The organism is Paenibacillus sp. FSL F4-0097, assembly GCF_038593125.1.
In the GTDB taxonomy this organism is placed as follows: Bacteria; Bacillota; Bacilli; order Paenibacillales; family Paenibacillaceae; genus Paenibacillus_AQ; species Paenibacillus_AQ odorifer.
Genome location: NZ_CP151965.1, coordinates 2,282,651 through 2,309,070, shown reverse-complemented (window position 1 = coordinate 2,309,070; position 26,420 = coordinate 2,282,651). Strand labels below are relative to the sequence as shown.

Below are 26,420 nucleotides of genomic sequence, written 5' to 3'. Positions count from 1 at the left end.
TCGTAATGGACTCCATTTTATTATTCTTTTTACCCTATTGCAAAATAAAGAAGCTTAACGACCCCATTAGCGGAATCATCAAGCTTCAGTAATCACCGTTTATTTCTTTGTATAAGCTGCGGCTGCCTTGCAAAAGCGTTCCAATGCCTCAACTAACGTAGATCTCGGACAAGCCAGATTGATCCGCAGATGGCCTTTGCCCTCTGTTCCAAAAACAGAACCTTCATTAAAAGCAACTTTAGCCTCTTTGTGCATCAGCTGCTTCAGACCGTCTATTTCCAAGTTCAGTTCGCGGCAATCTACCCATAACAGGTAGGTTCCTTGCGGCTGCATCACATGAACCTGTGGTAAATGCTCCGACAAATAGCTAATAGTATAATCCACATTATCTGATACATATTGTAACAGCTCATCCAGCCATTCTTCTCCGTCGTTGTAAGCGGCTTGTACTGCTCCTTGCGCGAAGAAACTAGCCATATGTAAGCTCAAGGCTTTCATTTTTTGATCAAATTTACGTTTCAATTCCGGATTCGAGGACACGATAAAAGAGGATTGAAGCCCCGGAAGATTGAAGGTTTTGGTCGCGGCAAGTGTGGTTAACGTAATATTGGCAATTTCCTCAGACAAAGATGCAAAAGGAATATGCTCATACCCTGGAAGCGCCAAATCACAATGGATCTCATCAGAGATAACTGTCACTCCGTGGCGCAAGCACAGTTCACCGAGCTTCAACAGTTCTTCTCTTTCCCATACTCTACCGCCTGGATTATGCGGACTGCATAACAGCAGCAGCTTAGCTCCACCCAACATCAGCCCTTCCAACTGCTCATAATCCATCTCAAAGCGCCCATTACGGACGATAAGCGGATTCTTGGCAACCTTCCGGTCATTCATCTGGATGACATCATAGAAGGGATAATAAACTGGCGATTGTAAAATAACCTCGTCCCCAGGCTCAGTAAAAAGTTCAACAGAGAGGCTTAAGGAAGTTACAATTCCGGGAGAATCTGAAATCCACTCCGGTTTGATCTGCCAATCATGCCGTCTTTTAAACCATGACGTGATGGCTTCTTTATAAGTATCACTAGGTACACTGTAACCGTAAACTCCTTGTTCTGCGCGGCGCAGAATGGCTTCCTTCACTGCGGGAGGACTTTCAAAATCCATGTCTGCCACCCAAAGCGGCATAATATCCTTCTCACCAAACAACTTCTCGGATTGGTCCCATTTGTAAGAGCTAGTATTACGGCGGTCAATTACGCGATCGAAATCATACTTCAACTAAAGTCACCTCATCCTTATAAACTTATCTTTTATTGTATCATGAGGAAAGCGATATGGCATCTTAAGATAGAATCAAAAGAATTCACATAAATAGATGATTAATTTCAAGTCGTTAGACGATAGAAAAACAATAGAATGTTAATAGTAAATACTCTGAATAAAGAGGAGGACCTTCGTTCGTCCTCCTCTTTACAATAATCATAAGTAAAATCACCAATATTAAGGTGACCAACTTATCTATACGAAATACACCTTATTACGCTAATTGTGTAATAACGAGATGTGCTGAAACAGATCTTGTTCCTCCAGCGAGAGGAGTAATAGTAAGTGCAGTAGAGTTACCAGCAGGATTCCGAACGGTCAGGATGGTGTTAATAACCGTTGTTTGCACTATAGCCATTTCTACGATTTGTGATGTACCTGTTGCGCGTCCAACTACAGTATAGGCGAGATCCGCGCCATTAAGAGTCAAGATGAGTTGTCCTGCTTCGGTTACACTAACCTGAAACAACACCTGATAAGTCCCTATTGCTGCTAAATTAAAAGAACTAGGACCCGTTCGTGCAATTGTCGTCCCGCTGGTAGGTCCGTTTTGAGGAAAACTTACGTCTGTGCCCGGTGCTACAGTTGCTGCATTATCAGGAGGCATTAGGGCAAAAAAATCAGCAAAACCTAATACACCTCCTGGTGCTCCGGTTGCCCCCGGTGCTCCAGCTGCTCCCGGCGCTCCGGTTGCTCCCGGTGCTCCTGCTGCTCCCGGTGCTCCGGCCGCTCCCGGTGCTCCCGTTGCTCCAGCTACTCCTGGTGCTCCTGGCGCTCCTGGCGCTCCTGGTGCTCCTGTTGCTCCTGTTGCTCCTGTTGCTCCCGGTGCTCCCGGTGCTCCTACAAAACCTTGTGGTCCTATAGCTCCTGCAGGACCAGGTAAACCTTGCGATCCCTGAGGACCTACAACTCCTTGGGCACCCGGCACGCCTTGGGCACCCTGAGGACCAACGGGTCCCGCTACACCCTGTGGACCAATCGCTCCCGCTGGCCCTGGTTCACCTTGAGGTCCTTGGGGTCCTGGAGGTCCGCCGGCGGGTCCTGGAGGTCCTTCAGCTCCTTGGAGTCCTCGTGCTCCTTGAGCTCCGGGAACGCCTTGGGCCCCTTGTATTCCTTGGAGTCCTTGTGCTCCTTGCGGCCCTTGCGGTCCTGTAGCACCAACGACTGTCGGTGTAGTAACATTCACTTCTGGTGGAGGACAAGTGACTTTTACAATCTTCTTAATAACTTTTCGACGATGTTCTTTTCTTTTTCTTTTCGAAGGAAATACAGTGGCGACTTTTTTCTTATGACACTTTTTATCGTCTGGACAACTCAATGCGTACACCTCCCTATAAATATAGTTCAGTGTACGCATCTTACTAATTTTAGACATGGACCAATAACTAGTTTCTATTAGACTGGAACCTATTTTCATAAAAAAGGGCTAATAAAGTAGGAGGTGGCCCTTAAGTACATTACAATGTCCACACCATTTTATTTTCTTTTCGTATTTTATGATTAGGACAACTGACACTTCCCTATTAGGCCCAAATCATAGATTTGGGTTTTTTTATGAGCACATAAAAAAACAACCCCCAAACCACGGGAGCTGCTAATCATCAACTATTATATTTTATCAACAGGCTTACGAATGGTGTTGCCTACCTTCGTGAGAATATCCGCCATTGATGCCGAGTCATTTACGTCATAATCATCAATGTTCAGACGAAGCACTGGGCAAGCTGTAAACTCATTGATCCATTTCGAATATCTGCCATGCATATGCTCCCAGTAGGATACGTCCGTTTGAATTTCCATCTCGCGGCCGCGTTCATTAATTCGCGCTAAAATAGAAGGAAGACTGCCTTCAATATAAATCAGCACATCAGGGTGCGGGAAATAGGGTGTCATGACCATGGCTTCATACAAGCTTGTATAGGTTTCATAGTCTGTCTTGGACATCGTGCCTTGATCCGCATGCATTTTAGCAAAAATACCAGTGTCCTCATAAATCGAGCGATCTTGAACAAAACCACCGCCCATTTCGAACATTTTCTTCTGTTCTTTAAAACGTTCGGCTAGGAAATAAATCTGTAGATGAAAACTCCATCTCTCAAAATCATGATAGAACTTTTCAAGATAAGGATTATGATCAACTTGCTCCAGCGAGGTTTGAAAATCTAACCTTTTAGCCAAAGCACCTGTTAAAGTGGATTTCCCCACCCCCACGGTTCCTGCCACGGTAATTATGGCGTTAGCTGGGATGTTATATGGATTCATTTCATTAGCTCCTTTATGTGAGAGGCAATTTCGACGAAGTGTTCTGGGTTCTCCACGAAATCGACTGCATTTCCATCTATGGTAATAATAACGGTAGACGGCTCTTGAATCGCTAGAGAGCCCATCGCATCATCATAATCTTCTATCAATTGCTGCAAATACGCAGTATCCATATCCCCTTCAAAAGGGCGTCCGCGTTTGGCGATTCTTTTTAACAAGGTATCGAGATCTGCTTTTATATAGAGAATAATATTTGGCTTCGGCAGGTCATCCGTCAGCACATGATAGATTTGTCGATACTTTTCTCGTTTCGTTCCCTTCAGCGTTCGTTCCCCAAAGATAAGGTTCTTATAAATATGATAATCCGAGATCACCGGTTTACCTTTATCTATGTACTGAGTTACTGTATCTTCAAGCTGCTTGTACCGATTACAGAGAAAAAACATCTCCAGTTGAAAGCTCCAGTCATCCATGTTCTGATAAAATTTAGCCAGAAACGGATTCTCATCCACAATCTCCTTAATAATCGGTAAGTTTAATTCCTCTGCAAGCATCGAAGCTAATGTTGTTTTTCCAGCCCCGATCGGGCCTTCCACTGCAATAAACGGTGCATGTTCCATTGATGCTGACTTCCTCCTCAGATACGGACCCTTCAATAACTAATTTTAAAAAACAGACTAAATTATTGTATCACATGAGACCTTACTTGTGAGCGGCTAATTATGAAGAAACTTTTCCAGTAATACAAGTGTCCAACTGTAAGATAAACGCATATATAAGAGAGTTATTCCTCTGAAAAATCGGTTCGACATCTATCTTCTCCCCACGAGGATGAATCGGACCGAGGAGACTCTATTTCCGAAAAATCGGCTGTTTCAGCATACAATCGGACTCAGTTGCAGCTATTCTACCAAATGCGCCCTAATAATAGTCACTATCCGACCAATAAGAGCTATACAGTCCATAACCTTAGCTAAATGAGCTAATAAACAACAATAGTTGCCATACGGTCCTTTAGGATCACTCCTCTTTTCCTAGATGTCATCGCGCATTCAAAGGACTGGAACCATAGCAAAAAAGGTGTCCCTGAAGGGACACCTTTTTAGATCATTCTATTAAGATAAACGTCCGCTGAAATCTTCGAAAGCGAACTGTTTGATTACTTTAATTCCCTCTTCGTCATTGTAGCTGACGATAGCTGGCAGATTCACGCCGTTAAACATATGGTTCTTCACCATAGAATAATGCGCCATATCTAGGAATACGAGTCTATCGCCGTATTTCAAAGGCTCCTTGAAGGAATAATCTCCAATAACATCTCCGGCTAGGCAAGTCATTCCACCTAATCTGTACGTATAAGGATATTCCCCAGGTTGTCCAGCATCGATAATGTTCGGACGGTATGGCATAGCCAGTACATCTGGCATGTGGCATTCAGCCGAAGTATCAAGAATCGCAATGTCCATACCGTTATGCATAACATCCAGAACGGTAGCTACCAAATATCCAGTATTAAGCGCAACGGCCTCACCTGGCTCCAGATAGATTTCCACACCGTAAGTCTCTTTCATATGCAAAATGCAGCGGACAAGGGTCTCCAGATCATAATCGGGACGTGTAATATGATGACCGCCACCAAAATTAAGCCATTTCATCCCTTTGAGATAAGGTCCGAACTTCTCTTCGACTACTTTGAGCGTACGCTCCAGTGTGTCTGAATTTTGTTCGCACATGGTATGGAAGTGTAATCCATCAATTCCCTCAAGCTCTTCAGGTCTAAAGTTAGGGAGAGTTACTCCCATTCTGGAATAATTGTAGCATGGATCATACAGCGGAACTTCGATCTCGGAATACTCCGGATTCACCCGAATGCCGCAGCTGATATGCTTCGGTGCATTTTTCACACGATCCTTGAATCGATTCCACTGGTCAAAAGAATTGAACACAATGTGATCCGAGTATTCAAGAAGCTCATCGAATTCACTTTCCACATAAGCTGGTGCGTAGACATGAACCTCTTTGCCCATTTTTTCATAGCCAAGTCTGGCTTCGAATAAGGAGCTGGAAGTTACGCCATGCAAGTACTTGCCAACTAGCGGATACAAGGAGTGCATTGAGAAGCCTTTTTGCGCGAGCAAAATCTTAGCTCCTGTACGTTCTTGTACAGAATTCATAATCTCAAGATTGCGGGTAAGCAATCTTTCATCTACAAGGTAACATGGTGACGGGACAACGCTGATATCAATATCCATCAATCGCGCCTTAATCTAGCAGCGTTGGCGAGAAATCTTCTTGCCAAGGCAGACCATGTTTATTCAAAGCTTCCATGAATGGATCTGGATCGAACTCTTCTACGTTGTACACGCCTGGTTTCTTCCAGATTCCTTTTATAATTAACATTGCTCCGATCATTGCAGGAACGCCTGTAGTATAGGAAATGGCTTGGGAGCCAACCTCTGCATAACATTCTTCATGATCGCAAACGTTGTATACATAATAAGTTTTTGGCTTACCGTCTTTAGTACCTTGGATGATACATCCAATGTTAGTTTTACCTTTTGTTCTTGGTCCCAGGGAAGCCGGGTCAGGCAGCATTGCCTTCAAGAATTGCAAAGGAACGATCTCTTTGCCTTCGTACATGATAGGCTCGATAGAAGTCATACCCACATTCTCAAGCACTTTCAAGTGAGTCAGGTAGTTCTGCGAGAAAGTCATCCAGAAACGGATCTTCTTCACGCCCTTGATATTAACAGCCAAGGATTCCAACTCTTCATGGTACAAAAGATAAATATCTTTAGGTCCGATTTCCGGAAGATCGTAAACCTTCTTCTCAGAAAGTGGTGCGGTTTCAATCCACTCGCCATTCTCGAAATAACGGCCATTAGCTGTAATTTCACGAATATTGATTTCAGGATTAAAGTTTGTAGCGAATGGATATCCATGATCGCCAGCGTTGGCGTCTACAATATCAATGGTATGGATCTCGTCAAAATAGTGTTTTTGCGCGTAAGCCGTGAACACGCCAGTTACACCTGGGTCAAATCCACTGCCGAGCAAAGCGGTAAGGCCAGCTTTCTCAAATCTTTCTTTGTAAGCCCACTGCCAGGAATATTCGAATTTCGCTGTATCTTGTGGTTCATAATTGGCAGTATCCACATAGTGCACTCCTGTTGCCAGGCACGCATCCATGATCGTCAGGTCCTGATATGGGAGAGCGACATTAATAACGACATCCGGCTCAAAGCTCTTGATCAGTTCAATGACTTCGTCCGTGTTATCTGCATCGAGCTGAGCAGTAGAAATCTTCGTGCGGCCTCCGGCTAATTTATCTTTCAGAGCGTCACATTTCGCGACAGTTCTGCTGGCAATGCAGATCTCTTCAAATACATCCGGGTTCTGGCAGCATTTATGAACAACAACACTTGCTACGCCGCCAGCGCCAATAATTAACGCTTTTCCCAAAATAAAAACCTCCTAAAATTCCATTTGCAAAATCAACAAGGCTGATTATACATAATATTTTTGAATAAATCAATAAAAACCGACAAAAAATGATGTGTTTTGTGTAAAATCTCTAAGAAATCTTGTTAATACTCTTAAATGCTCATATTTCCTCGATTATCCACGTGTATAGATCAGGTGTTTTGCTGGAACAGAGTGGATTTTCAGAAACTAGAGCAACTAGATTATTCTATCACAAGAGGGTTATACTTCATACGATTTATTTTAAAATCAATGAAAAACCTCACCATCCTTTCAACTCCGCGTAAAGACGTACAGTTCCCACCCATTCCGATCAACAGCACTGCAACAAATACAAAGAGGCCGTAATATATACTCTTACCCGTTTTTGTCGCAATATTAATCGTTGTTGCTATGCCCATCCGTTTCGTGACCAGAATTGAACGACCATTGGGATAATTATAAGTTGTCCCATTTTTCCAATATTCATCATCATCCGTATAAAGAATCCTCGAAAAGATTCCCGCACACATTCTTCAAAATCGCGTACGCTTTGTTTACCGTTATTGCATTTCCCTCTAAATCTTCTGCCTTCCACGCAAAAAGCTGAACTCCCCAGAAGGAGAATTCAGCCTAAAGCTTCTAATAAATAGTCAACTTATTTATTGGAATTTATTCGAACTGCATAAGCATCTGCATCCCATTCTACCTGCGCCCCCAGCATTTCGCTTATCAATCTGAGGGGTACATAAACGCTATCATTAATGAAGACCGGTTTTTGATCTGTTGCTATTACCTTTCCATTAACAGTCGTTTGTCCAGTTACCGAATTCAAGATCAGAGTTGTAGATCCCTTTACAGCGACCACAGCTCTCGATGGAACATCCCAACGAACATTAACTCCCATCTGCTCGAAGACTCCTCTTAAAGGAACATATGTCGAATTATTAATTAGTAGTGGCGGCATAGTCAGTTCCATTTCATTCCCATTCAACAATACTTGAATAGATTTCTTCACGAGCTGAGGCGTATTCACCTCGATCTCTCTGACCCCCAGACCCGTCTGCCCAAATTCATTTGCTCCCCAGGCAAGGACATGACCATCTTTTAAGAGTACATAATGATTTCTGCTCCCTTTAGAAATGGAAACTGCATTCTGAATACCCTTAGACTGTGTAACATTAATCTTGTTCTTATCGCCAACCGTCCACTGCCACACGGTCCCATCCGCCTTCACTGCGGAATCTGTTGTCAGCGAAATGACGTCTGTAAGTCCTGGAACCTGAACAGTCTTTAGAGCTTCTCCCAGATATGGATCTATGTAATTATTCCAAATCCATACTGTACCATCCCATCTCAATGCCGCCCCATAAAGTCCATAGGCTCCATCCATATCAACCGCTCTATATTCTCCGCTTCCTTTAATAAGCGTAGGCTTTAAGATTACGCCTTTTTGCGTTCCCAGCGGTTGCTGCGATCCCCACACCCATACCTCTCCACCATTACCAAGAGCCACTGAATTATTCGATCCCGCTGCTATAGACAGGACGGAGGGTAGTCCCTTCACCTGCACCGGGGTTAGCTTGTTTTTCCGCGAATCGTCACCGAGTTCACCTTGTTCATTGCCTCCCCACGCCCAGACCGTTCCATCTTTAAGAAGAGCTAAGCTAAAGGTGCCCCCCGCAGAAACAGCTTTCACATCTGTTAGCCCTTGCACTTGAACAGGCTCTACAAGAATCTTAGAGGACTGTGTTCCAATGCCAAGTTGTCCATGCTCGTTCCCCCCTACTGCCCACACTGTTCCATCGTCCTTCAACATCAAGTTATGGCGATAACCACCTGAGATTTGCTTTACATGATCGATATGCATTTTGACGGGAGTATACGCTGGTGTGGTCGCCCCATTACCAATAGAGCCGTACCCACCACCCCACACCCAGGCTGTTCCATCCGCAGTGATGGCATAGGCACTTCTGTCACCAGCGTCCAGTTGGGTGATGCCAGACAATAATTTCTTTTCTTCAGTTGGGTTCACAACACTATCTGCTGCTGCCACTAAGGGTGAAACCATTGCCAAGCTAAGAACAGTCCCAACAACAACTCTACAAATCCGACTTACCTGCACTTTTGACATCAAGCTTTGTTTAAACACTTGAGATCACTCCTTTTTATTAAAAAATAGATAACGCAACAACTCACGGTCCCGTCCCAAAACCTCCAATCTTCCAGCCGTTAGCGTGTTTGGTCAACACTGCAAAGCGAGTTTCCCGGCCATCTGGGGTATTAAAGACAGGATTTAGTGATTTCATATACAGATCGACCACAATATTTAACGTTGTGCGATCGCCGATGTCTTTGATTTCAGAGCCAGTATCATAATCCATCACTTTATAAGAGGTAGGCTTAGCCTCAACAATACTTTCACTGAGAGCATTTTCACCACCAAAACCCGGGTTATAGAGTTGATGTGCTTGACGGTTAACCGTCAATGCAGTGAGTAAGGCATTAGGATTCAAACATGCGCGGGCACGGGTATGATTACCGTCCTGAATAGCCTGAAAAAAAGCATCCAGCAGCTCGAAATGGTCTAATGAGGCTAAGTCACCATTCTCACCTTCCTCATCAAACAAACCTTCTCTCTCCGTCCACTCCTCAAATGTAAGTCCTGTAATGTCGGTCAAGCTACGCTTCTTAATAGACGGGCCGATACTTTGAATATTAAATTCCAGCCACGCACCAACGGTATTCCCTGATTGCACAAGCAAAACGAGATTCGAGGGATAAGAAAATTCTTTTTGTTCGCCAGAACCAGGTAAACCATCGACTAAGGAATACCGCTGTACCTCTACCGTGGCACCCTTCAGGAGGGTCAAATCCAATCCGGCATCTTTAGAGAACTCATTCGCTAATCGCCAGTAAAGTCCCACTGGATACTCCCCCAGCTTAACCTCCCAGTTCTGTGGTACCTCAACTGCAAATGTATCCGGATGGTTCTGAACTTTATAATCCAGTGTTAGTAAAAAGTCTTCGGGAACCTGTGGTACAGACGTTGAAGCTATAGAGCCAGAAGGCTCCACACCAATGGAGTTCTCCCCTTGATTACAACCTGAATTTAAGAGCACAAGAAAACAAATCGTTACCATCGTTATGAACTGCCGCTGGGTCATCTAATTCCCGCCTCTCTAATCACTCCTCTATATTTAGACTGAGGAATATTATACAAAGTTGCGGGAAACTGGAAATTATTAAAATCATTTTATACGCATAGGACCCTGTAGTTTGGGATTGGCGTTGATTTTACCTGCTTATGCGGCATAAATCGCTTGTTGCTTCACTCTAGGACTCTCGTCCACCTTTTGACACTTGATAACTTCGGGAGCATAATAAGCTTCGGCATATTGCAACGGATTTCCATGAAATACAGGTATATGCAGGACCTTGGTGTAATTGCATCAGAGAGGATGATAACGAGTGAAAAAAGATTTTGATATAAAAAACAAACCCTTCCTAGTCTTTAGCTTCGTCCTGCTGCTAAAATGCGCAGTGGCCTGGTTCGTAGTTTTTAGCGACGGTCCTAACTGGAGCATGCTGCTGACAGAGATCCCATTTTTCTTTATCGTATTTGGACTTATTGAATGGATGGCTTCCAAACGAAAATTTCTGTATTACATGATAGCCAACCTATTGATTTCAGTCATATATTTCGCCGTCCTAATGTATTACAAATATTACGGTGTAATTGCTACTTATCATGCCTTGGAACAAGCAGATAAAGTAACTAAGGTGGGAGAAAGCACATACTCGTTGCTGGACCCTTACTATTTGTTCATTTTTGTGGATATTGTAGTGTTCATGTTTTTTATGTTCCGTCCGAAATATATTGCGATCTGGAAAGAAAGAGGTATGAACCGCCGCATGAACCGGACCGCTTTGTTTGGGATCATCAGTGTTTCCTTAGCAGTTTGTGTCTTTAATGTTTGGCCGAATCATGCCAGTATGAACGAGAACAAAAAAGCGGAGAGTATGGGGATTCTTAATTACGAGGTCTATACTATTTTTGCCGATACAAGGGAAACAGAAGAAATAATCGACAGCAAAGAAATCACGCAACCATCCATTAACGAGACCAAAGGAATTACAGAGCCTGTCTCACCGAAGTACTGGGCGGCAGCTCAAGGTAAAAATCTAATCGTGGTACAAATGGAATCTTTTCAGAACTTTTTGCTGGACCTGAGCATTGACGGACAGGAAGTAACACCCAATCTAAATAAGCTTTTGAAAAGCGAACATTATTTCAATAACTTCTATACTAATGCCGGGCAAGGAACAACTTCGGATGCTGAATTTGTGGTGAATACTTCGTTGTACGTTCCTCATCACGAGGTAGCCACTTCATCCAATTATATGGATAAGGCGCTTCCGAGCCTGCCTAAGCTGATGAAAGCTAATGGATATAATACAGCAACCTTTCACACCAATAGCGTAGAATTCTGGAACCGCAAAACTCTATACAAAGTCCTAGACTTTGATAAGTATTACGATCAAGCGTTCTATGGGGATGGTGATCATATCGCATTCGGTGCTTCTGATGAGGTACTCTATGCCAAGACTGTGCCTGAATTAGTCAAAATGGATGCTAAAGATGATCCTTTTTATGCAATGGTCATTTCTATGAGTGCTCATCACCCTTATAAAATGCCAGAGTCAAAAAATAAAATGACGCTGCCTAAACGGTATGAAGGTACCCTAGTTGGCAACTATATTCTAGCTCAAAATTACGCAGATTATGCAATGGGACAATTTCTGGATCAATTAAAGTCCAGTGGTCTATGGGATGATAGCGTCATTGTCTTTTACGGGGACCATCAGGGTGTATCGCTATATTCCCTTGATGGCAACGAGAAATCGTTAATGGAAGAAATGGTCGGTCACGAATATGGTTATACCGATATGTTCAACGTTCCTTTCATCGTACATGCGCCAGGGGTAGGTCAACCTACGGTCTACAGCCAAACTGGCGGCCAGATCGACATTATGCCAACTGTAGCTAACCTGTTAGGGATTTCAATGAAAGATCAGCTCTACTTCGGAGAAGATCTGATGAACCAACAGACCAACATGCTCCCTGTCAGACACTTTTTGCCTACCGGCTCTTTCATTAATGACACAAGCATGTATTTGACTGGTGTCGATTACGATGATGGAGACAACTTTAATCTAATCGATGGCTCTGAAACAGAGGGCGGTTCGACAAAAGAACAATTTGACGCCGTTCAGCGGCTTCTAAATATGTCTAACAGCTACATTCAACAACTGCCGGATTTACCATCTACGGATAATGCAGAGTAACTATAAAAGAATGCCCCTCAGCCAAATAGCTGAGGGGCATTTTTGCATTTTTTTATAAGAACCTAAACCTTAATTAAGCTTCAACATCCTATCGATAATCACTGCTGCTTGAGCACGGTTGGCAATATTTTTAGGACCGAAGGTATCCGCAGTCAGACCTTGCACAATACCTTCCTGTGTTAGTAATGCCACCGCTTCTTTACCGTAAGCAGCGATTGTTGCCTGATCTTTAAAGTTAACCAAAGCGGCATTTGTATCACTTACCGACTTGCCTTTAAATTTCTTAAGTGCGTTGGATACAATGATTGCCATTTCCTCGCGTGTAATTGCACGGTTAGGATCAAACTTTCCGTTGCCTACACCGTTAATCAATCCGTTCTTGACCCCGGATGCAATGTATCCGTAAGACCAGTCAGAAGCTTTCACGTCACTGAAGGTAGCGGATGATTTCACATCAAGCAGATCAAAAGCTCGCACGATCATGGTAATAAACTCGGCACGCGTCACCTCTTTAAGCGGAGCAAAGGTATTATCGCTCACCCCTTGCAGAATCCCTTTTGCCGCCAGCTCTTTAATCGCCGATGCTGCCCACGCTACCTTACCTAGATCCGTGAAGTTTGAACCTATTGGGTTTGGTGTTGCAGACGGCTGCACAGTTGGAGTTGGAGCTGGCGTTGGTGTTGCAGACGGCTGCACGGTCGGTGCAGGTGTTGATGTTACAGATGGCTGCCACGGTGTCGAAGGTGTTGTTGGCTCTTGTTCATTCACCCCGTTATCCATACCGTCCTCTTCAGTCGCCGCTGGAGCAGCAGCATAGATTGAATTGGCAAGCAATCTGAATTGATTTTGCGGATGATATTTATTCATCAGATCATTCGCAAATAACGTCACATGAATGTTGTCTGTATTGTAAGTAAGCGCCAATATTTGGTCTTGTGCAGCCTCGTTATTCGGCCACCAGCCTGCTTTGAAAAAGTCAGCTCCTGATCCGTATTTCGCCAAGATCTCTGCGCCTTCAGGCACTTTCGTAATATAAGCCGCGGAAACCGTGTAGAGGTATTCGCTATCGGCATAAGGCGCTGTAATTACATTGTCCTGAGAGACCTCAGCCTTAAACAATCCCTCATGAGCATCTTCTTTGCCATCCTTATTGACCGGAGTTGAATAGTCCAGCCCAGGGAGGACCTTAAGCCCTTTAACAGTTTTCAGCATCGTTCTTCCATAACCGATAAATGGTTTGCCTGCAGCAATCAGATTCGTTCCCGAATTGATTAGAACATCTGCTGCCACTGTATCCGTAGTTACGTTAAATCCAAGATCCTTCAGCATAAATGCAGTCGCTCCTGCAATAGCTACCTTAGGAGCCTTAAGCAATTTACCCGTTCTGTTCTCTGAAGCACTAAACGGAACAATATCCAGCAGATATTTAGACGATACCGTTCTAAGGTTGGATCTGGAAACAAGGAAGCTTCCCTTCTCGTAACCCGTCCCCCCATTCTCCAGCAATGTTACTGCCTTATGATTGGCTAGCAGCTCATTCACAGCTTTTATGGCATCATTGTTGCTGTTTTTAATGACATAATTTTGCTCGAACGGAGATTGATCCAGATTCGTACTAGGGATCGTTACACTGCTAACCTGTTCTGTCTTCCCAGTGAATGCTCCTACAGAACGGCTAATATATCGGTCAAAACCACGCATAGCCGAGAAATTCTGTACCGTATCTGAATACATCTCATTAAAATCCGAGACATCTAGTCCATCATACAAGACAAGATTCGCATAACCTCTTTTGGCTTGATGCATATTCACCACATAGGTTCCAGCCGGATAGACTACGGAATCTACAGTTACACTGGTTGTTGTCCGTTCTACCTTCACATTGTTACGTAATAGGTACTGAACCATTTTGTAGGTTTCCAGATCATTTTTTTGCAAATCTTTTGCAACCGGAAGAATGTAATACTCAGGGAAGAAATTCGTATTTTCCTCTACCCCTGGACGTCCAATAGACTCATTTTGTGCATTGATTAGATAATCTTTAACAGCAGCATTAGTATTCTCATTTTGGATACCCCGTTTGAAGATTTCCAATTGATTCAGGAACAGTTCCTGCTTGTTGTTGATCACATAATCGGTTGCCCCCAAAGCCGCATAATAAAAGGCATCCAGTGAATCTTCATTCAATTCAGGCACTTCAATGGTATGCCCAAGTGCTCCTTGATGCATGGCATATACAGCTGTGTAGGCTGGTGAAGCATCATCCCAACCTGTTGCATTCGTTCCTTTATAGTTCGGATCCTGTTGTGTTTTTTCGTATTCTTCATAAGGGATATGGTAGGAATCATATTTAGTATTAGCAATTCCCGCCTTACCCATGGCATTTGCTTGCTCAAGCATACTTGGCATTACAAGATCATATTCAATGTTAGGATCATGAGGTGGTGTGCAAGGCTCAATCAAGAAGCCACTTACAAATCCATGCATGTCCAAAAAGGTAAGCGGCGTCCACTTAGCAATTTGTGCAGTTACCGCTTGTGTCTCAGGTTGCGTCTGGTAAGAGTTGTCCCGATTTGGATCAAGCAGTGTTGAAGTTTGACGCGTGTTTAACGCGCGACCGTCAGGATTCTCTACATAATCAAGCAGAAAAATCACATGGTCAAGCGCTTCGTCGATGTTCAGAACAACCTTTTTCGGATTTCCATTCTCATCAGTGGTATCATAGGTGACAATTTGCTGTGTCATCAGCGTATCCAAAAACTTAATGATTACATCGACACCATTGGCTTCATCGGCATGAATGTTATTCAACCAAATAGGTACCTTATAATTCTGCAGATCCCCGTCGTTAATTTTCTTTTGCAGGGCTTCAGGATCATTCATCATAAGCGGTAAGGTCTCGTTCAAATATTGATCTACTGAGGACTTATCCTTAGCAACAATAGAGAAATGAATGGCACGACCTTGAGTTGAGGTCCCAATTTGCTGATACTCTACATATCGATCATATTTATTATTGCTTTCAGCAGTAATCCTATCGATCGCGGGTTTAATCTCATCATATGTATGATAGGTTTCATATGGATTTAGTTTGACTTGCTGCTCTACCAGCACATCTCCAGCAGGTAATGTCCCGATTAGATTATAAATTCCCACTCGTTTGACGTACTCTGCACGTATACCCGTTAGTGAGAGATTCTCTCCGTACAGCAAATCAAAATGAATTAAAGCCTTTACTTTTGAACCTGAGATCGGCTCATATGTCACTGTTACGAAAGGATTACCTGAATAATCTTTCGCATCTTTATTCCATTTTTTCCACTCTGCCAGCGGCTTCATCTCTTCCGCCGTTCTGCCAAAATTCCAGATGATATCTTGAGGCGATGCCCCATCAGGAAGATCTAAAGTCAATTCTAATGTTCTAGCTTCCGTCATAGAAGCTTTGTATACTTCAGTGGAAACTGTCGCCGCTATTTGTTCATAGACAGCAGTCGCTACCGTAGTTTGTTCTGAAGAAAGCACCTCTGGATCAGCTGCGTTCTCCGTAGAAACCGGAGCAACAACCGCCTGCGGGTTAATTTCGGTTGCAACTTCACCTGCATATGCAGCTGGAAGCAGACCCGACATCATAAGTGTAAAAGCTAGTAATAAAGATAGTATTCTCTTGGACATTTTTTACCTCCTATAATTTTGTCTACTTTCACCCCGAATTGAATGAATATACACTTATATGAATCTGTATTCATAACATAATATAGTATTCTATTAATTTTGGAAACAAAAATAATAGAAAAAATAATATTTTTATACGACTCGCCTAGGTAAGCGTATTCATTTTGTGCAAGAGTCCTACACTACCGCAACAAAAAAAAGCGCCCGGATAACCGAACGCTTTGAATTACAATAAATATATTAAACGGTTTCTGGAAAAGAAGCTTCACTTAACTCTTGTGCAGGTACAAGTTCACTGCTACCCTCTTGCTCTACAGGTGCGTTAACCAGCATATACACACGGGACTCGTAAGGCCGTAATGCGACAGTCTCAATCGGCTCCGCAGGATCAACCTCATAGTTATGCAAGAGCAATTCACTAGTATCAAACTCCAAATCAAATGGAAGGTCAAACAGTGCTTCCTCTGCTGTCAGGTTAGACATGACCAGCAGTTTTTCATTTCCAAGCGTCCGAGTATAAGCATAAATACGTTCATCTTCAGGCAAAATGAGATCATAAGTCCCGTAAACAGTAACGGGATTAGCAGCCCGAAGAGCGATAAGCTTTTTGTAATGATGATAGATGGAATAAGGGTCCTGCTTCGCCCGCTCCACATTGATTTCCGTATAATTCGGATTCACCTTCATCCATGGCTTGCCGCTGCTGAAACCAGCGTTTTCAGAGTCGCTCCATTGCATTGGTGTTCTAGAGTTGTCCCGGCCGTTCTTCCAGATTACCTCCATGACTTCCTCATGTGTTTTACCGGCTTCAGTCTCCAAACGGTACAAGTTCTTCATCGCCACATCATCGTAATCATCCATTGATTCAAATCTTACATTGGTCATCCCAATTTCTTGACCTTGATAAATAAATGGTGTTCCCTGCATCAGGAAATACATCGTAGCCAACGATTTAGCTGACTCTTTCCAATACTGGCCATCATTTCCCCAAGTAGAAACTGAACGCGGCTGGTCGTGATTTTCGATGAACAATGCGTTCCAGCCTCTGCCCTCAAGACCTTTTTGCCAACGGGAGAGAGCTGATTTTAGCTGCAAAACATCCAATCCACCTGTCACACTCTTATTCCAAAGAGCTAAATGCTCGAATTGAAAAATCATATTAAATTTGCCTTGCTCTTCACCCACCCACGACTCCGCCTGATCAACATTTACACCACTCGCTTCGCCAACCGTCATGATGTCATATCGGTCAAACGTCTCCTGCTTGAGCTCCTGCAAGAAATCGTGAATCCCTTCACGGTTCATGTGACCATCGCCAGACGGAACATACGGAAGATTCTGTGGATTCGGCAGATCGGGATGTCCGGTGATTTTTTTAATATGTGAAATGGCATCCACCCGGAAGCCGTCGATTCCTTTGTCCAGCCACCAGTTGACCATGCTATACAATTCACGGCGCACCTCAGGATTCTCCCAGTTGAGGTCTGGCTGTCTTTTGGAAAATACATGCATAAAATATTGCTCTGTGGCGGGATCAAGCTCCCAAATCGAACCGCTGAAAATACTCTCCCAGTTATTCGGCTCCTTCCCGTCCTTAGGATCACTCCAAATATAATAATCCCGCTTCGGATTATCCTTGCTTGAACGTGCTTCAACAAACCATGGATGTTCGTCCGAAGTATGATTAATCACTAGATCCAGAATCAGCTTCATGCCTCGTGCATGAACCTCGTGCAGCAGCTGATCAAAGTCGGCCATGCTGCCGAACTCCGCCATAATATCCTGATAATCCGAAATATCATAACCATTATCATCATTTGGGGATTTATAAATAGGACAGATCCAAATGACATTGATGCCAAGCTCCTGCAAATAATCAAGTTTAGAAATGACTCCTTGCAGATCCCCTACACCATCACCATTGCTGTCCATAAAGCTCCGTGGGTAAATTTGATACGCCGTGGCTTCTTTCCACCATGTTCTGTTCAATGCATGCAGCTCCTTCGTATTCATATACCCTTCATAGGAAAATATTTTCCCTAAATTCATTAAAATTAATAATTCAGTTATTGTTTTTAGCAAAAATCCAACTTTATCGTTCAAAAAAAGCTTTTTTCAAGGAAATAATTTTCCTACAGCGATCATTATAGGACCTTTTATTTCCTAGGTCAACAACAATCTTTTGGATTCTTGAAGCTATCCGTGATATGCTTGCGAGAGTTGAAACACCAAGTGAATCATATGGAAAGTTATGGTGATCTTCTTGAAGGTAAAGATAAAAGATATAGCCCAAATGGCGAACGTTTCGATTTCTACGGTGTCCAGGGTAATCAATAACAGCAAACCAGTAAACGAAGATGTCCGTAAACGAGTATTGGAAGCTATTAAACAAACCAACTACCGTCCGAATGTCATCGGCCTTGAAACGGACAAAGCTAATACACAGCTGATCGGTGTGATCATTCCGCAGAATAGCAACACTGTACTGGATGACTTCAATGTTGGTATTCGCGATCTTGCGGATTTGTATGGATACGACATTATGGTCGGATTAACGGACGGCAGTGCAGAAAGTGAACAACACTATTTGAAGATGTTCCAGCGTATTGGGACGGAAGGAAATATATTTGTGGGTTCAATTCCAAACCATGAACATCTGGAGATCATCCGCAGCTCAAATACACCTTGCGTGCTTGTCGGGCAACAATCGCAGGTGGATATGATTCCTTCCGTTCATCTGGACAATATAACTGCCTCCTATGAAGCTGTTACTTATCTGATTCAAAAAGGTCATCGCAAAATCGCTATGATTCGCGGCTCGGGAGATAATGCGGTGGGTGGGGATCGGTATAAAGGCTATCTACAAGCCCTTATGGATGCAGGCATAACCTTAAGGAAAGAATGGGTAGTAGAAAGTGCGATGGCCGTCGAAGATGGGAGCGACGCCATGCGCCGAATTATGGATAGCGGGGAGTTACCTACTGCGGTGTTTTGCTCTACAGATTGGATGGCAGTTGGAGCCATGAATCATTTAACCGATAACGGTCTACGGGTGCCAGCTGATGTCGCCGTGTTCGGTTTTGATAACAGCTTCATTGCCTCTATCGTTCGACCTAAGCTTTCCTCGGTTGAATACTCTGGAACGGAGATTGGGATGACCGCCACCCGAACCTTAATCAAGCTGATTAAAGGGGAGACCGTTGTGCCGCATCATGCAAATGTGGCTCATTATTTGGCTATTCGGGAAAGTACGGGTTAGGAGCTGGGGAGCTCCTAACCCTTTTTTATACAGATGATGTTGTTGATGTTATTGTGTGAACCCTACTTTGGCTCGTTCACGCGTTTTGGTATCTAGAGAGATAGAACAGATCGAGCTGATTGGAATATAAAACTCTTCAAAATCCGTCCGATATTTGACGAAATTTTCACTTACCGTTTCCAGCACTCCTTTTGTAGCGTTGGAGCCATCCACAAAATAGATTGTTACCTCTTTTCCCTGCAAAACCTCCAGCATAGCCTTCTTCACTCCTTCGTCTTAGAGATTTGTGATGACCTTATCGATAATTCCGTATTCAACCGCCTCATCGGCTGACATGAAATAATCTCGATCCATATCTTGCAGTACCTTCTCTACCGTCTGCCCAGTTCGGTCCGCTGTAATTTGCACAAGCACTTCCCTTGCCTTCAAAATACGTTTGGCACTGATCGCAATGTCACTAGCTTGCCCCTGCGCCCCACCATGCGGCTGATGAATCATAATCTCGCTATTCGGCAAGGCATAACGTTTCCCTTTGGCCCCAGCCAATAACAACAAAGAACCAAAAGAAGCCGCCATTCCTGTACAAATGGTATTCACCGGAGGCTTAATAAGCTGCATCGTGTCATAAATACTGAAGCCTGCGGTGATAGAGCCACCTGGACAATTGATATACATGTGTATATCTTTATCCGGATCTTCTGCTGATAAAAACAATAACTGGGCAACAATACTGTTAGCCAGCTGATCCTCAATTTCCGCACCTACGAACACTATCCGGTCCTTCAACAGCCGCGAATAAATATCGTAAGATCTTTCACCTTGATTCGTTTGTTCGACTACATAAGGAACGTACGCCATCCGTATTCGACCTCCATCTGTTTTAGAGTTTTGAAATCTACCCTGTAAACGGATTAATACGGGGATAGGATACGTTAGGCGTGAGAATTTTTATTTTTTAAAATTGCGTATCTTAATTTCCTGCTCATTCGTTTATTATTAGAAGTAATCGAAATCACCTTACTGGAAAAGGAGTTATGCAGAGTGATCATCCTTGAGAAGCTTAGCACCGGAGATGAGCCGGATGAAAGTAACAGCAGGTCTTTGCAGATAGCTCTGAAGCGATATTGTCTTGCATTGACACAATCCCCGTGGGATGCCGATGATTTAGCTCAGGATACATGGGTCAAGGCTCTAGGTTATATGAAGACTTCGAACTCAACGAGCGCAAATAATGGGAACAGTCCAATGAATGAAGTTAAACAAAATAAAGAAACCATTGAAAATGATAAGGCTAATGGAGCAAATGGAGCCAATGAAAAACTTAAAACTAATCAAACTAATCAAATGAACTATACGTTTTCTAAGGCTGCAACGTCTGCTAAGGCTGTAACGCCATCTAAGACTGCACCATCTACAAGATCTGCAAAATCTGCAATGCATTCTACGATTCCTACAAATTCTACTCATCATACAAGTTCTACAAATCACCCAAATCCTGAGGCATTGCTTTTTCGGATTGCCCGAAACACATGGATTGATATCTTGCGGCGAAAAGCCACCTTGTCACGAGTGTTGGAGCTGGATCAGTCCCCCACTGAGGCCTCTGCGGAGTATGGTTCATTTGAGATTGAAGCTGCTTTTCAAGCACTACAGGAGCATTTATCTCCGCTGCAGCAGGCGGTGTTCCTGCTTCGAGATGTGTTGGGACACTCTGCAATGGAAGCTGCCGAGATTCTCGATACCACAGAAGGGGCAATAAAAGCCGCTCTGCACCGAGCCCGGCAAGCCCTTCCTCTCGTAAGACAAGAGCTGCTTCAGGCCGATGGTCCTTCCTTACCACAGGACACAGCCATGCAGATTGTCTTGACCCGCCTTGCAGCCGCGTATGAACATGGGGAAATTGCCGAGCTGATCGAGCTTGTATTTGCGGACGAAAGTCAGGAACCTGTAATGGCGGTATCGAGCCAAAGCTTGCAAGGCTTCCAGACCTTCCAAGCTGGTGGATTCAGTTCAAACAGCTGGAATTATACCACGCCAGGAATGTGTATGGTGGCGTAGTTTTTCGTTAAGCTCGATTTCGGGCAGCTAAGTGTCTCGTTACGTTAAAAACGAACAGATATAATTGTGATTAGTGTGCTTAATGTGTAATTAACATTTGGGCTGTTTGTGGTAACTAGCTACAAACGTTGCATATTGTACAACAGAATCCGCCGTCCTAGCCGCAAAAATTGAATCTGCTGCAATCTCTGCAATAGATTCTGGTGAAAAGCTAGTTTAATGCCACTTGATCATCCATTGATTGTATAGAGTGCAATAGGATCAAATTTTCTCCACTCTAATACGAATTCTATTGCACGAAGTACAATCAAACTAACTCTTTCCCGTTAGTCCAATTTGTATCACTCAAAACTCAATACATTGCTGCTGATCTGGCTGATCCCGCCGCTTCTCTACAATGAATCAGAAGCTTCACATAAACCAATAAACAGTCATTTTAATAACCATTAATAGCAATCAAGGAGTGAGGTTGATGAGGAAGATTCTTATTTTAGGCGGCACACGCTTTTTTGGGAAACGTTTGGTCGAGCGTCTGCTTGAGGATTCTAAGAACGAAGTAACCATATTAACGCGCGGGGAAACAAGCGACCCTTTTGGCGATCTCGTTCACCGGATACAGGTGGATCGGTCTCAACCGGAGGCCTTCGCTCAAGCATTAGGTGATACGAGTTGGGATGTAGTTTACGATAATATTTGTTTTTCACCTGATGAAGCGGATCAGGCGCGCCGTATTTTTGACGGCAAAACCACACGTTACATACTGACTTCAAGTTTATCTGTTTATGATTTCAGTGAGCAAGCGCTGACGGAAGAGGTGTTCGATCCTGAAACGCACCCTATTCGTTATGGAGGACGAAATGACTTCACCTATCAGGAGGGGAAAAGACTGGCGGAAGCCGTCCTTATCCAACAAGCTAACTTCCCTGTAGCCGCTGTCCGCTTTCCGATTGTTCTGGGAACTGACGATTATACACGAAGACTCCATTTTCATATTGAACATGTACGTAATAAACTGCCCATCGGGATTCCGAATCCAGATGCAAATATTTGTTTTATCCGTTCGGACGAAGCCGCTAATTTTCTGTATTGGCTCGGCAACTCGACGGTGACGGGTCCTCTCAACGCTTGCTCAGACGGTACGGTTAGTATTAAGGAGCTTATCTCGCTGATTGAAAAAGAGACCAGAAAACAAGCCGTCATTCAAAGCGAAACAGCGGATGCGCATAATTCTCCATTCGGGATCACACAATCCTGGTTTATGGATACAGCTAAAGCTCAATCGGAGGGATACAAGTTTCTCACTCTAAGCGACTGGCTCCCAGAGTTAGTTAGCACCCTAAATCAAACTTACGAGGACTAATTATATTTCTACATAAAAAAGCTGGCTCATTCGTGGATACTCCCACGAAGGAGCCAGCTTCTTTATGCAACAAATCACAATTATGCGTTGAGTTAATTGCACTCTATACAACTATTTTCAGGTATGTGCACTCCCACCTGGTTTTAGTTGTATTTCATGCAATTAAATCCCCACTAAACAGCCGCTATCCCCTTTTCAGCTCGAAATAGCTGCACTAAATACAACTAAACCCTAATCAAGCTAAATACAAACCTTTTTAGTTGTATAAAATACACTTAAAATCAAAACGGCAGATAGAACCTCACTAAGCGCTAAACTTTAGCCTCTCATCTCTAAACTCTATTCTATAAACTCTAATCTCTGGACTCTACTCTCTACTCTCTACTCTACTCCCTACTCCCTACTCCCTACTCCCTACTCCCTACTCCCTACTCCCTACTCTCTACTCTCTTCTCTCTTCTCTCTTCTCTATTCTCTATTCCCTATTCCACCTTACGCTACGAATGCCAATTCCCGCTGAGCTACGCAGAGATTGTCAGATAAGACCCCTCTTTAGAAGCGTCTGCATTTGGTGTACCACCATCATTTGGAGTACCGCTATCATCTGGAGGATCGCCAGCACCTAATGTATCATCTCCTAATGCGTCTCCTAATGTGTCCCCAGCTTCTGGAGTGCCAGCATGCTTTGTATCCCTGTCCCCTTCATCGCTGACCCCATCGTCCCCATCTGAATCAATCTTAAAAATATTGATTTCTTTAAATAAATTCTGCGAAATTTCATTAATCTCAATGGCTTGACGGGCTATATCACGGATAGCATGATCCTGCTGTACGCTGGAGGCGTTCACCTCTTGCACCCCTGCCGCAGTTTCCTCGGCGATGGCCGCGACGGCATGCACAGACTCTGCGAGTCTACGGTTCATAGTCTGCGTCATATCCACTTTGTCGTGAATTTGCCCAATCTGTTTACTAATCTCCACAATAGATTGATCAATCGCTTCAAAAGAGGACAACGTTTCAGCCACTTTATGATCCTGTTCCTCAAGATTTCCTTTGGTCACCAGCATATATTGCTGGAATTCATCCATCCCGGATTGCAGCTCGCTAATAATCTGACTGATATGTACGGAGGACTCTTTGGTCTGTACAGATAATTGTCTTACTTCATCAGCGATGACAGCGAACCCTTTTCCGTAGGCACCTGCCCGGGCTGCTTCAATTGCTGCGTTAAGTGAGAGAATATTGGTCTGATTAGAAATATCTGTTATGGATTTAGTGATGCGCGAGATGTCCTTTGATTGATCACTCAGTTTGGTTAAAGCCAGATATACTTTATTAACAGATTCTCGCGAATGCTCAGACACCTCCCGGAGGGCGATGACGGATTCAGATCCTTTACGAGTATTGTGATTAGCCGTTTGACTGGTAGCCAGCATAACCTCGGTATACTCCGTGATCTCATTCACTTCACGTTCCAGCTCCTGAATCAGGCCAGCGCTCTGCTCGGATTGTCCTGCCTGCTGTTCTGCGCCTACCGAAATTTCCTGTATAGTGCTTACGATATCTTGATTCGTATGCGCCGTTATAGATGAAGATTCTTGAAAAGAATGCGAATAAGTTGCCAGCGAAGAGGCTACTGACTGGGTATGCTGAAGCATTTCCCGGACCCGCTCCACCATATGATCAAAATGATGACTCAAACTGCCCAACTCATCGTTGTAAGGTGAGTTAATCTGCTGACGCAAATCTCCTTCTGCAATTTTTCGCAGAGCCACTTGCAGTTTATGGATAGGATTCAGGAAGGAACGTATGAGCATAACCGCAATCACTAATGTGAAAATAAACACTAGCACAGCTGCGTAAGCAACTATAGAGGTGGTTAGATTAAGCAGATCAAAAGAATAATCCTGTGCTTTTTCTGCATTTTCTGCTGCTGCCGTATACAACTTTTCATTAGTCACTAGCATGACTTCACTCAACGCTGTAGCCTTCGTATGTAATTCATCGATTTGTTCCAGCACACTCATGGGATCGAGCTGCTCATCTTCTATGGTCTTTACCAATTCGTCAAAATATCCCGTATATTCCCCAATCTGACTATGTAATTGTTCTAACTCTTTAAATGCCGGCGAATCTGCCGCAAAATCCACCGTCGCCAACTCTTTAGTCAGCTTTGTTTGCTTGTCCTTAAAGGGTTGGACGAACTCCAAATCACTCGAACCCGCTAACGAAGATTCTACCGCATTCATTTCCTGCAGCAGCTGCGTAATTAATGACACGGTAATTCGTTTTTCCATCTCAGCTTTTTGCGTTTCCATAGAAATCTCCACTTGGCTGATTTTATGGTTTTGATAAAACGCTACTCCCAAAAAGAAAAGAACAATGGCGGAAAAACTCAAAATCAACTTCCATTTCATAGTTAGATGCATAGACCTAGCTTTCAACAATATCATCCTCCGTATAAAGCCTCATATTGCAATAGGTACATTCTACCAATATCTTGATTGTAGAAGCTGGACGTTAAATACTGGACAATGTTTTGTATGAGAAATGTAAATTATCTCGAATACCCAATCATTAATTCTCCTTGCAATTGACGTAACGTTAAATGCTAAAATAATCCACATAAGGCGCCTTATCAAACTATGAAACGGGAGTTGTCTATGAGCGGATTTGTTACCATTGATAAGCTTTCTGCGCAATTCGGACTGACGAGTCGGACTCTGCGTCACTGGGAAGCTCAAGGATTGTTTGAAAGTAAGCGGGATAGCAGCTCTGGCTGGCGGATTTATGATGAGAAAGCAATACTCGCCATTCGGGTTACCTCATTATTAAGAAAGCTGGATATTAGCATCAAGGATATTGGAACTGTGCTTAAACATATGTCCGTTCAGTCCATGTATGAAGCGCTCAGCCAGCAAGCGGCTTCTATTCACAATCAAAAAACAGAACTAACAAATAGAGAAGGTGAAATACATCTCTTTTTACAGTGGATATCTGCCCATATCGAGGAACCCATTACAAATCAATTATTATCTGAACTAAACGAAAAGTCATGCAATCCATCGGATGGTATGACTAAAACTGAGGAGGTTATATCTATGCCAACTATTAATCACTCTACCCCTATTCATGTAAGATTCATTACTCTTCCAGCTATGAGATTTGCCTACAATGTTGCGGTTAGTACCTCTCCAGAAGATGAGGCTATGATCCCAGTTAATGAATGGCTGGAAGCTAGTCAACTATTAGGCACAGCACGGCTTTTTGGCGGCAATACGAACCCGCATCCAACTGGTGAGAATAAACCTTACGGATATGGATTCTGTGCCTCAATTCCGGAAAATGTGAAGATACCAGCTCATCTAAAGGAAATGCGGCTCGACGGCGGCCTCTATGCTCTGACAGAAAGCACTGATGATATCTACGGCTCATGGCAAGCCCTAATGGGGTATCTGGATACTCATCCTGATTATCAAGCGGATCACAATTCCAGATTATGTCTTGAGGAGCATATCCGTAACGATAGTCCCAAAGGTAGCGGAAATGAGTATGCCCTAAATCTACTCGAACCTGTAAAAAAGAGAGTTCACGCGCTTGCGTAAATGAGCGAGCCATAGATAAACGTTTCTAATCTTTAAAAAAACAAAACGCTCTCATCTGCTTATTCGG

18 protein-coding genes are annotated in these 26,420 nt (G+C 43.5%); 5 read left to right on the top strand and 13 right to left on the bottom strand.

The window, feature by feature from the left end:
• Positions 1 to 99: 99 nt before the first annotated feature.
• The 8 genes from MHH86_RS10190 to MHH86_RS10155 all read right to left on the bottom strand — a co-directional run bounded on the left by MHH86_RS10190 (position 100) and on the right by MHH86_RS10155 (position 10,217).
• Entirely contained in the window at positions 100 to 1,281 is a 1,182-nt protein-coding gene (locus MHH86_RS10190) for a MalY/PatB family protein (RefSeq protein ID WP_036679326.1), read from the bottom strand.
• Between the two features lie 259 nt (positions 1,282 to 1,540).
• On the bottom strand, positions 1,541 to 2,653 hold the full coding sequence (locus MHH86_RS10185) for a collagen-like protein (protein WP_235219426.1): 1,113 nt from the start codon (positions 2,651 to 2,653) through the stop codon (positions 1,541 to 1,543).
• 281 nt (positions 2,654 to 2,934) lie between these two features.
• The gene (locus MHH86_RS10180) at positions 2,935 to 3,588 is read right to left on the bottom strand and encodes a deoxynucleoside kinase (RefSeq protein WP_036679320.1); all 654 of its coding nucleotides are present in this window, start codon (positions 3,586 to 3,588) and stop codon (positions 2,935 to 2,937) included.
• Complete coding sequence (locus MHH86_RS10175) at positions 3,585 to 4,208, bottom strand: deoxynucleoside kinase (RefSeq protein ID WP_036679318.1); 624 nt, start codon at positions 4,206 to 4,208, stop codon at positions 3,585 to 3,587. The genes MHH86_RS10180 and MHH86_RS10175 overlap by 4 nt, the downstream gene beginning before the upstream one ends.
• A 495-nt stretch (positions 4,209 to 4,703) precedes the next feature.
• Positions 4,704 to 5,840 carry a carboxynorspermidine decarboxylase gene (gene nspC, locus MHH86_RS10170; RefSeq protein ID WP_036679316.1) on the bottom strand — a complete coding sequence of 379 codons (1,137 nt, stop codon included), beginning with the start codon at positions 5,838 to 5,840 and terminating at the stop codon, positions 4,704 to 4,706.
• A 10-nt stretch (positions 5,841 to 5,850) separates the two neighbouring features.
• Positions 5,851 to 7,050 (bottom strand): saccharopine dehydrogenase family protein, encoded by a 1,200-nt coding sequence (locus MHH86_RS10165; RefSeq protein WP_036679313.1) that lies wholly within the window; start codon positions 7,048 to 7,050, stop codon positions 5,851 to 5,853.
• A gap of 658 nt (positions 7,051 to 7,708) precedes the next feature.
• Positions 7,709 to 9,202, bottom strand: a complete 1,494-nt coding sequence (locus tag MHH86_RS10160) for a stalk domain-containing protein (RefSeq protein ID WP_051491064.1) — start codon at positions 9,200 to 9,202, stop codon at positions 7,709 to 7,711.
• Positions 9,203 to 9,245: 43 nt separating this feature from the next.
• A complete protein-coding gene (locus MHH86_RS10155; protein ID WP_036679308.1) occupies positions 9,246 to 10,217 on the bottom strand; it encodes a DUF4830 domain-containing protein in 972 nt (323 codons plus the stop codon).
• A 304-nt stretch (positions 10,218 to 10,521) separates the two neighbouring features.
• Between MHH86_RS10155 and MHH86_RS10150 the strand changes: the two genes are divergently transcribed.
• Positions 10,522 to 12,399: an LTA synthase family protein gene (locus tag MHH86_RS10150; RefSeq protein WP_340939785.1), complete on the top strand. Its 1,878-nt coding sequence runs from the start codon at positions 10,522 to 10,524 to the stop codon at positions 12,397 to 12,399.
• A gap of 69 nt (positions 12,400 to 12,468) precedes the next feature.
• On the opposite strand, the gene MHH86_RS10145 is transcribed toward MHH86_RS10150, so the two are convergent.
• Entirely contained in the window at positions 12,469 to 16,071 is a 3,603-nt protein-coding gene (locus MHH86_RS10145; protein WP_051491063.1) for a M14 family metallopeptidase, read from the bottom strand.
• Positions 16,072 to 16,311: 240 nt separating this feature from the next.
• The gene (locus MHH86_RS10140; protein WP_081383590.1) at positions 16,312 to 18,060 is read right to left on the bottom strand and encodes an alpha-glucosidase; all 1,749 of its coding nucleotides are present in this window, start codon (positions 18,058 to 18,060) and stop codon (positions 16,312 to 16,314) included.
• Between the two features lie 262 nt (positions 18,061 to 18,322).
• Between MHH86_RS10140 and MHH86_RS10135 the strand changes: the two genes are divergently transcribed.
• On the top strand, positions 18,323 to 19,330 hold the full coding sequence (locus tag MHH86_RS10135; protein ID WP_076107495.1) for a LacI family DNA-binding transcriptional regulator: 1,008 nt from the start codon (positions 18,323 to 18,325) through the stop codon (positions 19,328 to 19,330).
• Between the two features lie 48 nt (positions 19,331 to 19,378).
• Here MHH86_RS10135 and MHH86_RS10130 read toward each other — a convergent pair whose 3' ends face one another.
• Both MHH86_RS10130 and clpP read right to left on the bottom strand, forming a co-directional pair.
• On the bottom strand, positions 19,379 to 19,585 hold the full coding sequence (locus tag MHH86_RS10130) for a hypothetical protein (protein ID WP_036679303.1): 207 nt from the start codon (positions 19,583 to 19,585) through the stop codon (positions 19,379 to 19,381).
• A 21-nt stretch (positions 19,586 to 19,606) separates the two neighbouring features.
• Entirely contained in the window at positions 19,607 to 20,188 is a 582-nt protein-coding gene (gene clpP / locus MHH86_RS10125; RefSeq protein ID WP_036679301.1) for an ATP-dependent Clp endopeptidase proteolytic subunit ClpP, read from the bottom strand.
• Positions 20,189 to 20,371: 183 nt separating this feature from the next.
• Here clpP and MHH86_RS10120 point away from each other — a divergent pair, with 183 nt between their 5' ends.
• Positions 20,372 to 21,388: an RNA polymerase sigma factor gene (locus MHH86_RS10120; protein ID WP_051491062.1), complete on the top strand. Its 1,017-nt coding sequence runs from the start codon at positions 20,372 to 20,374 to the stop codon at positions 21,386 to 21,388.
• 472 nt (positions 21,389 to 21,860) lie between these two features.
• Positions 21,861 to 22,748 (top strand): NAD-dependent epimerase/dehydratase family protein, encoded by an 888-nt coding sequence (locus MHH86_RS10115; protein ID WP_340889716.1) that lies wholly within the window; start codon positions 21,861 to 21,863, stop codon positions 22,746 to 22,748.
• 521 nt (positions 22,749 to 23,269) lie between these two features.
• Here the strand turns inward: MHH86_RS10115 and MHH86_RS10110 are convergent.
• Positions 23,270 to 25,165: a methyl-accepting chemotaxis protein gene (locus tag MHH86_RS10110; protein ID WP_342479712.1), complete on the bottom strand. Its 1,896-nt coding sequence runs from the start codon at positions 25,163 to 25,165 to the stop codon at positions 23,270 to 23,272.
• Between the two features lie 246 nt (positions 25,166 to 25,411).
• Here MHH86_RS10110 and MHH86_RS10105 point away from each other — a divergent pair, with 246 nt between their 5' ends.
• Positions 25,412 to 26,353 (top strand): MerR family transcriptional regulator, encoded by a 942-nt coding sequence (locus tag MHH86_RS10105; protein WP_036679297.1) that lies wholly within the window; start codon positions 25,412 to 25,414, stop codon positions 26,351 to 26,353.
• The last annotated feature ends 67 nt before the right edge of the window (positions 26,354 to 26,420 follow it).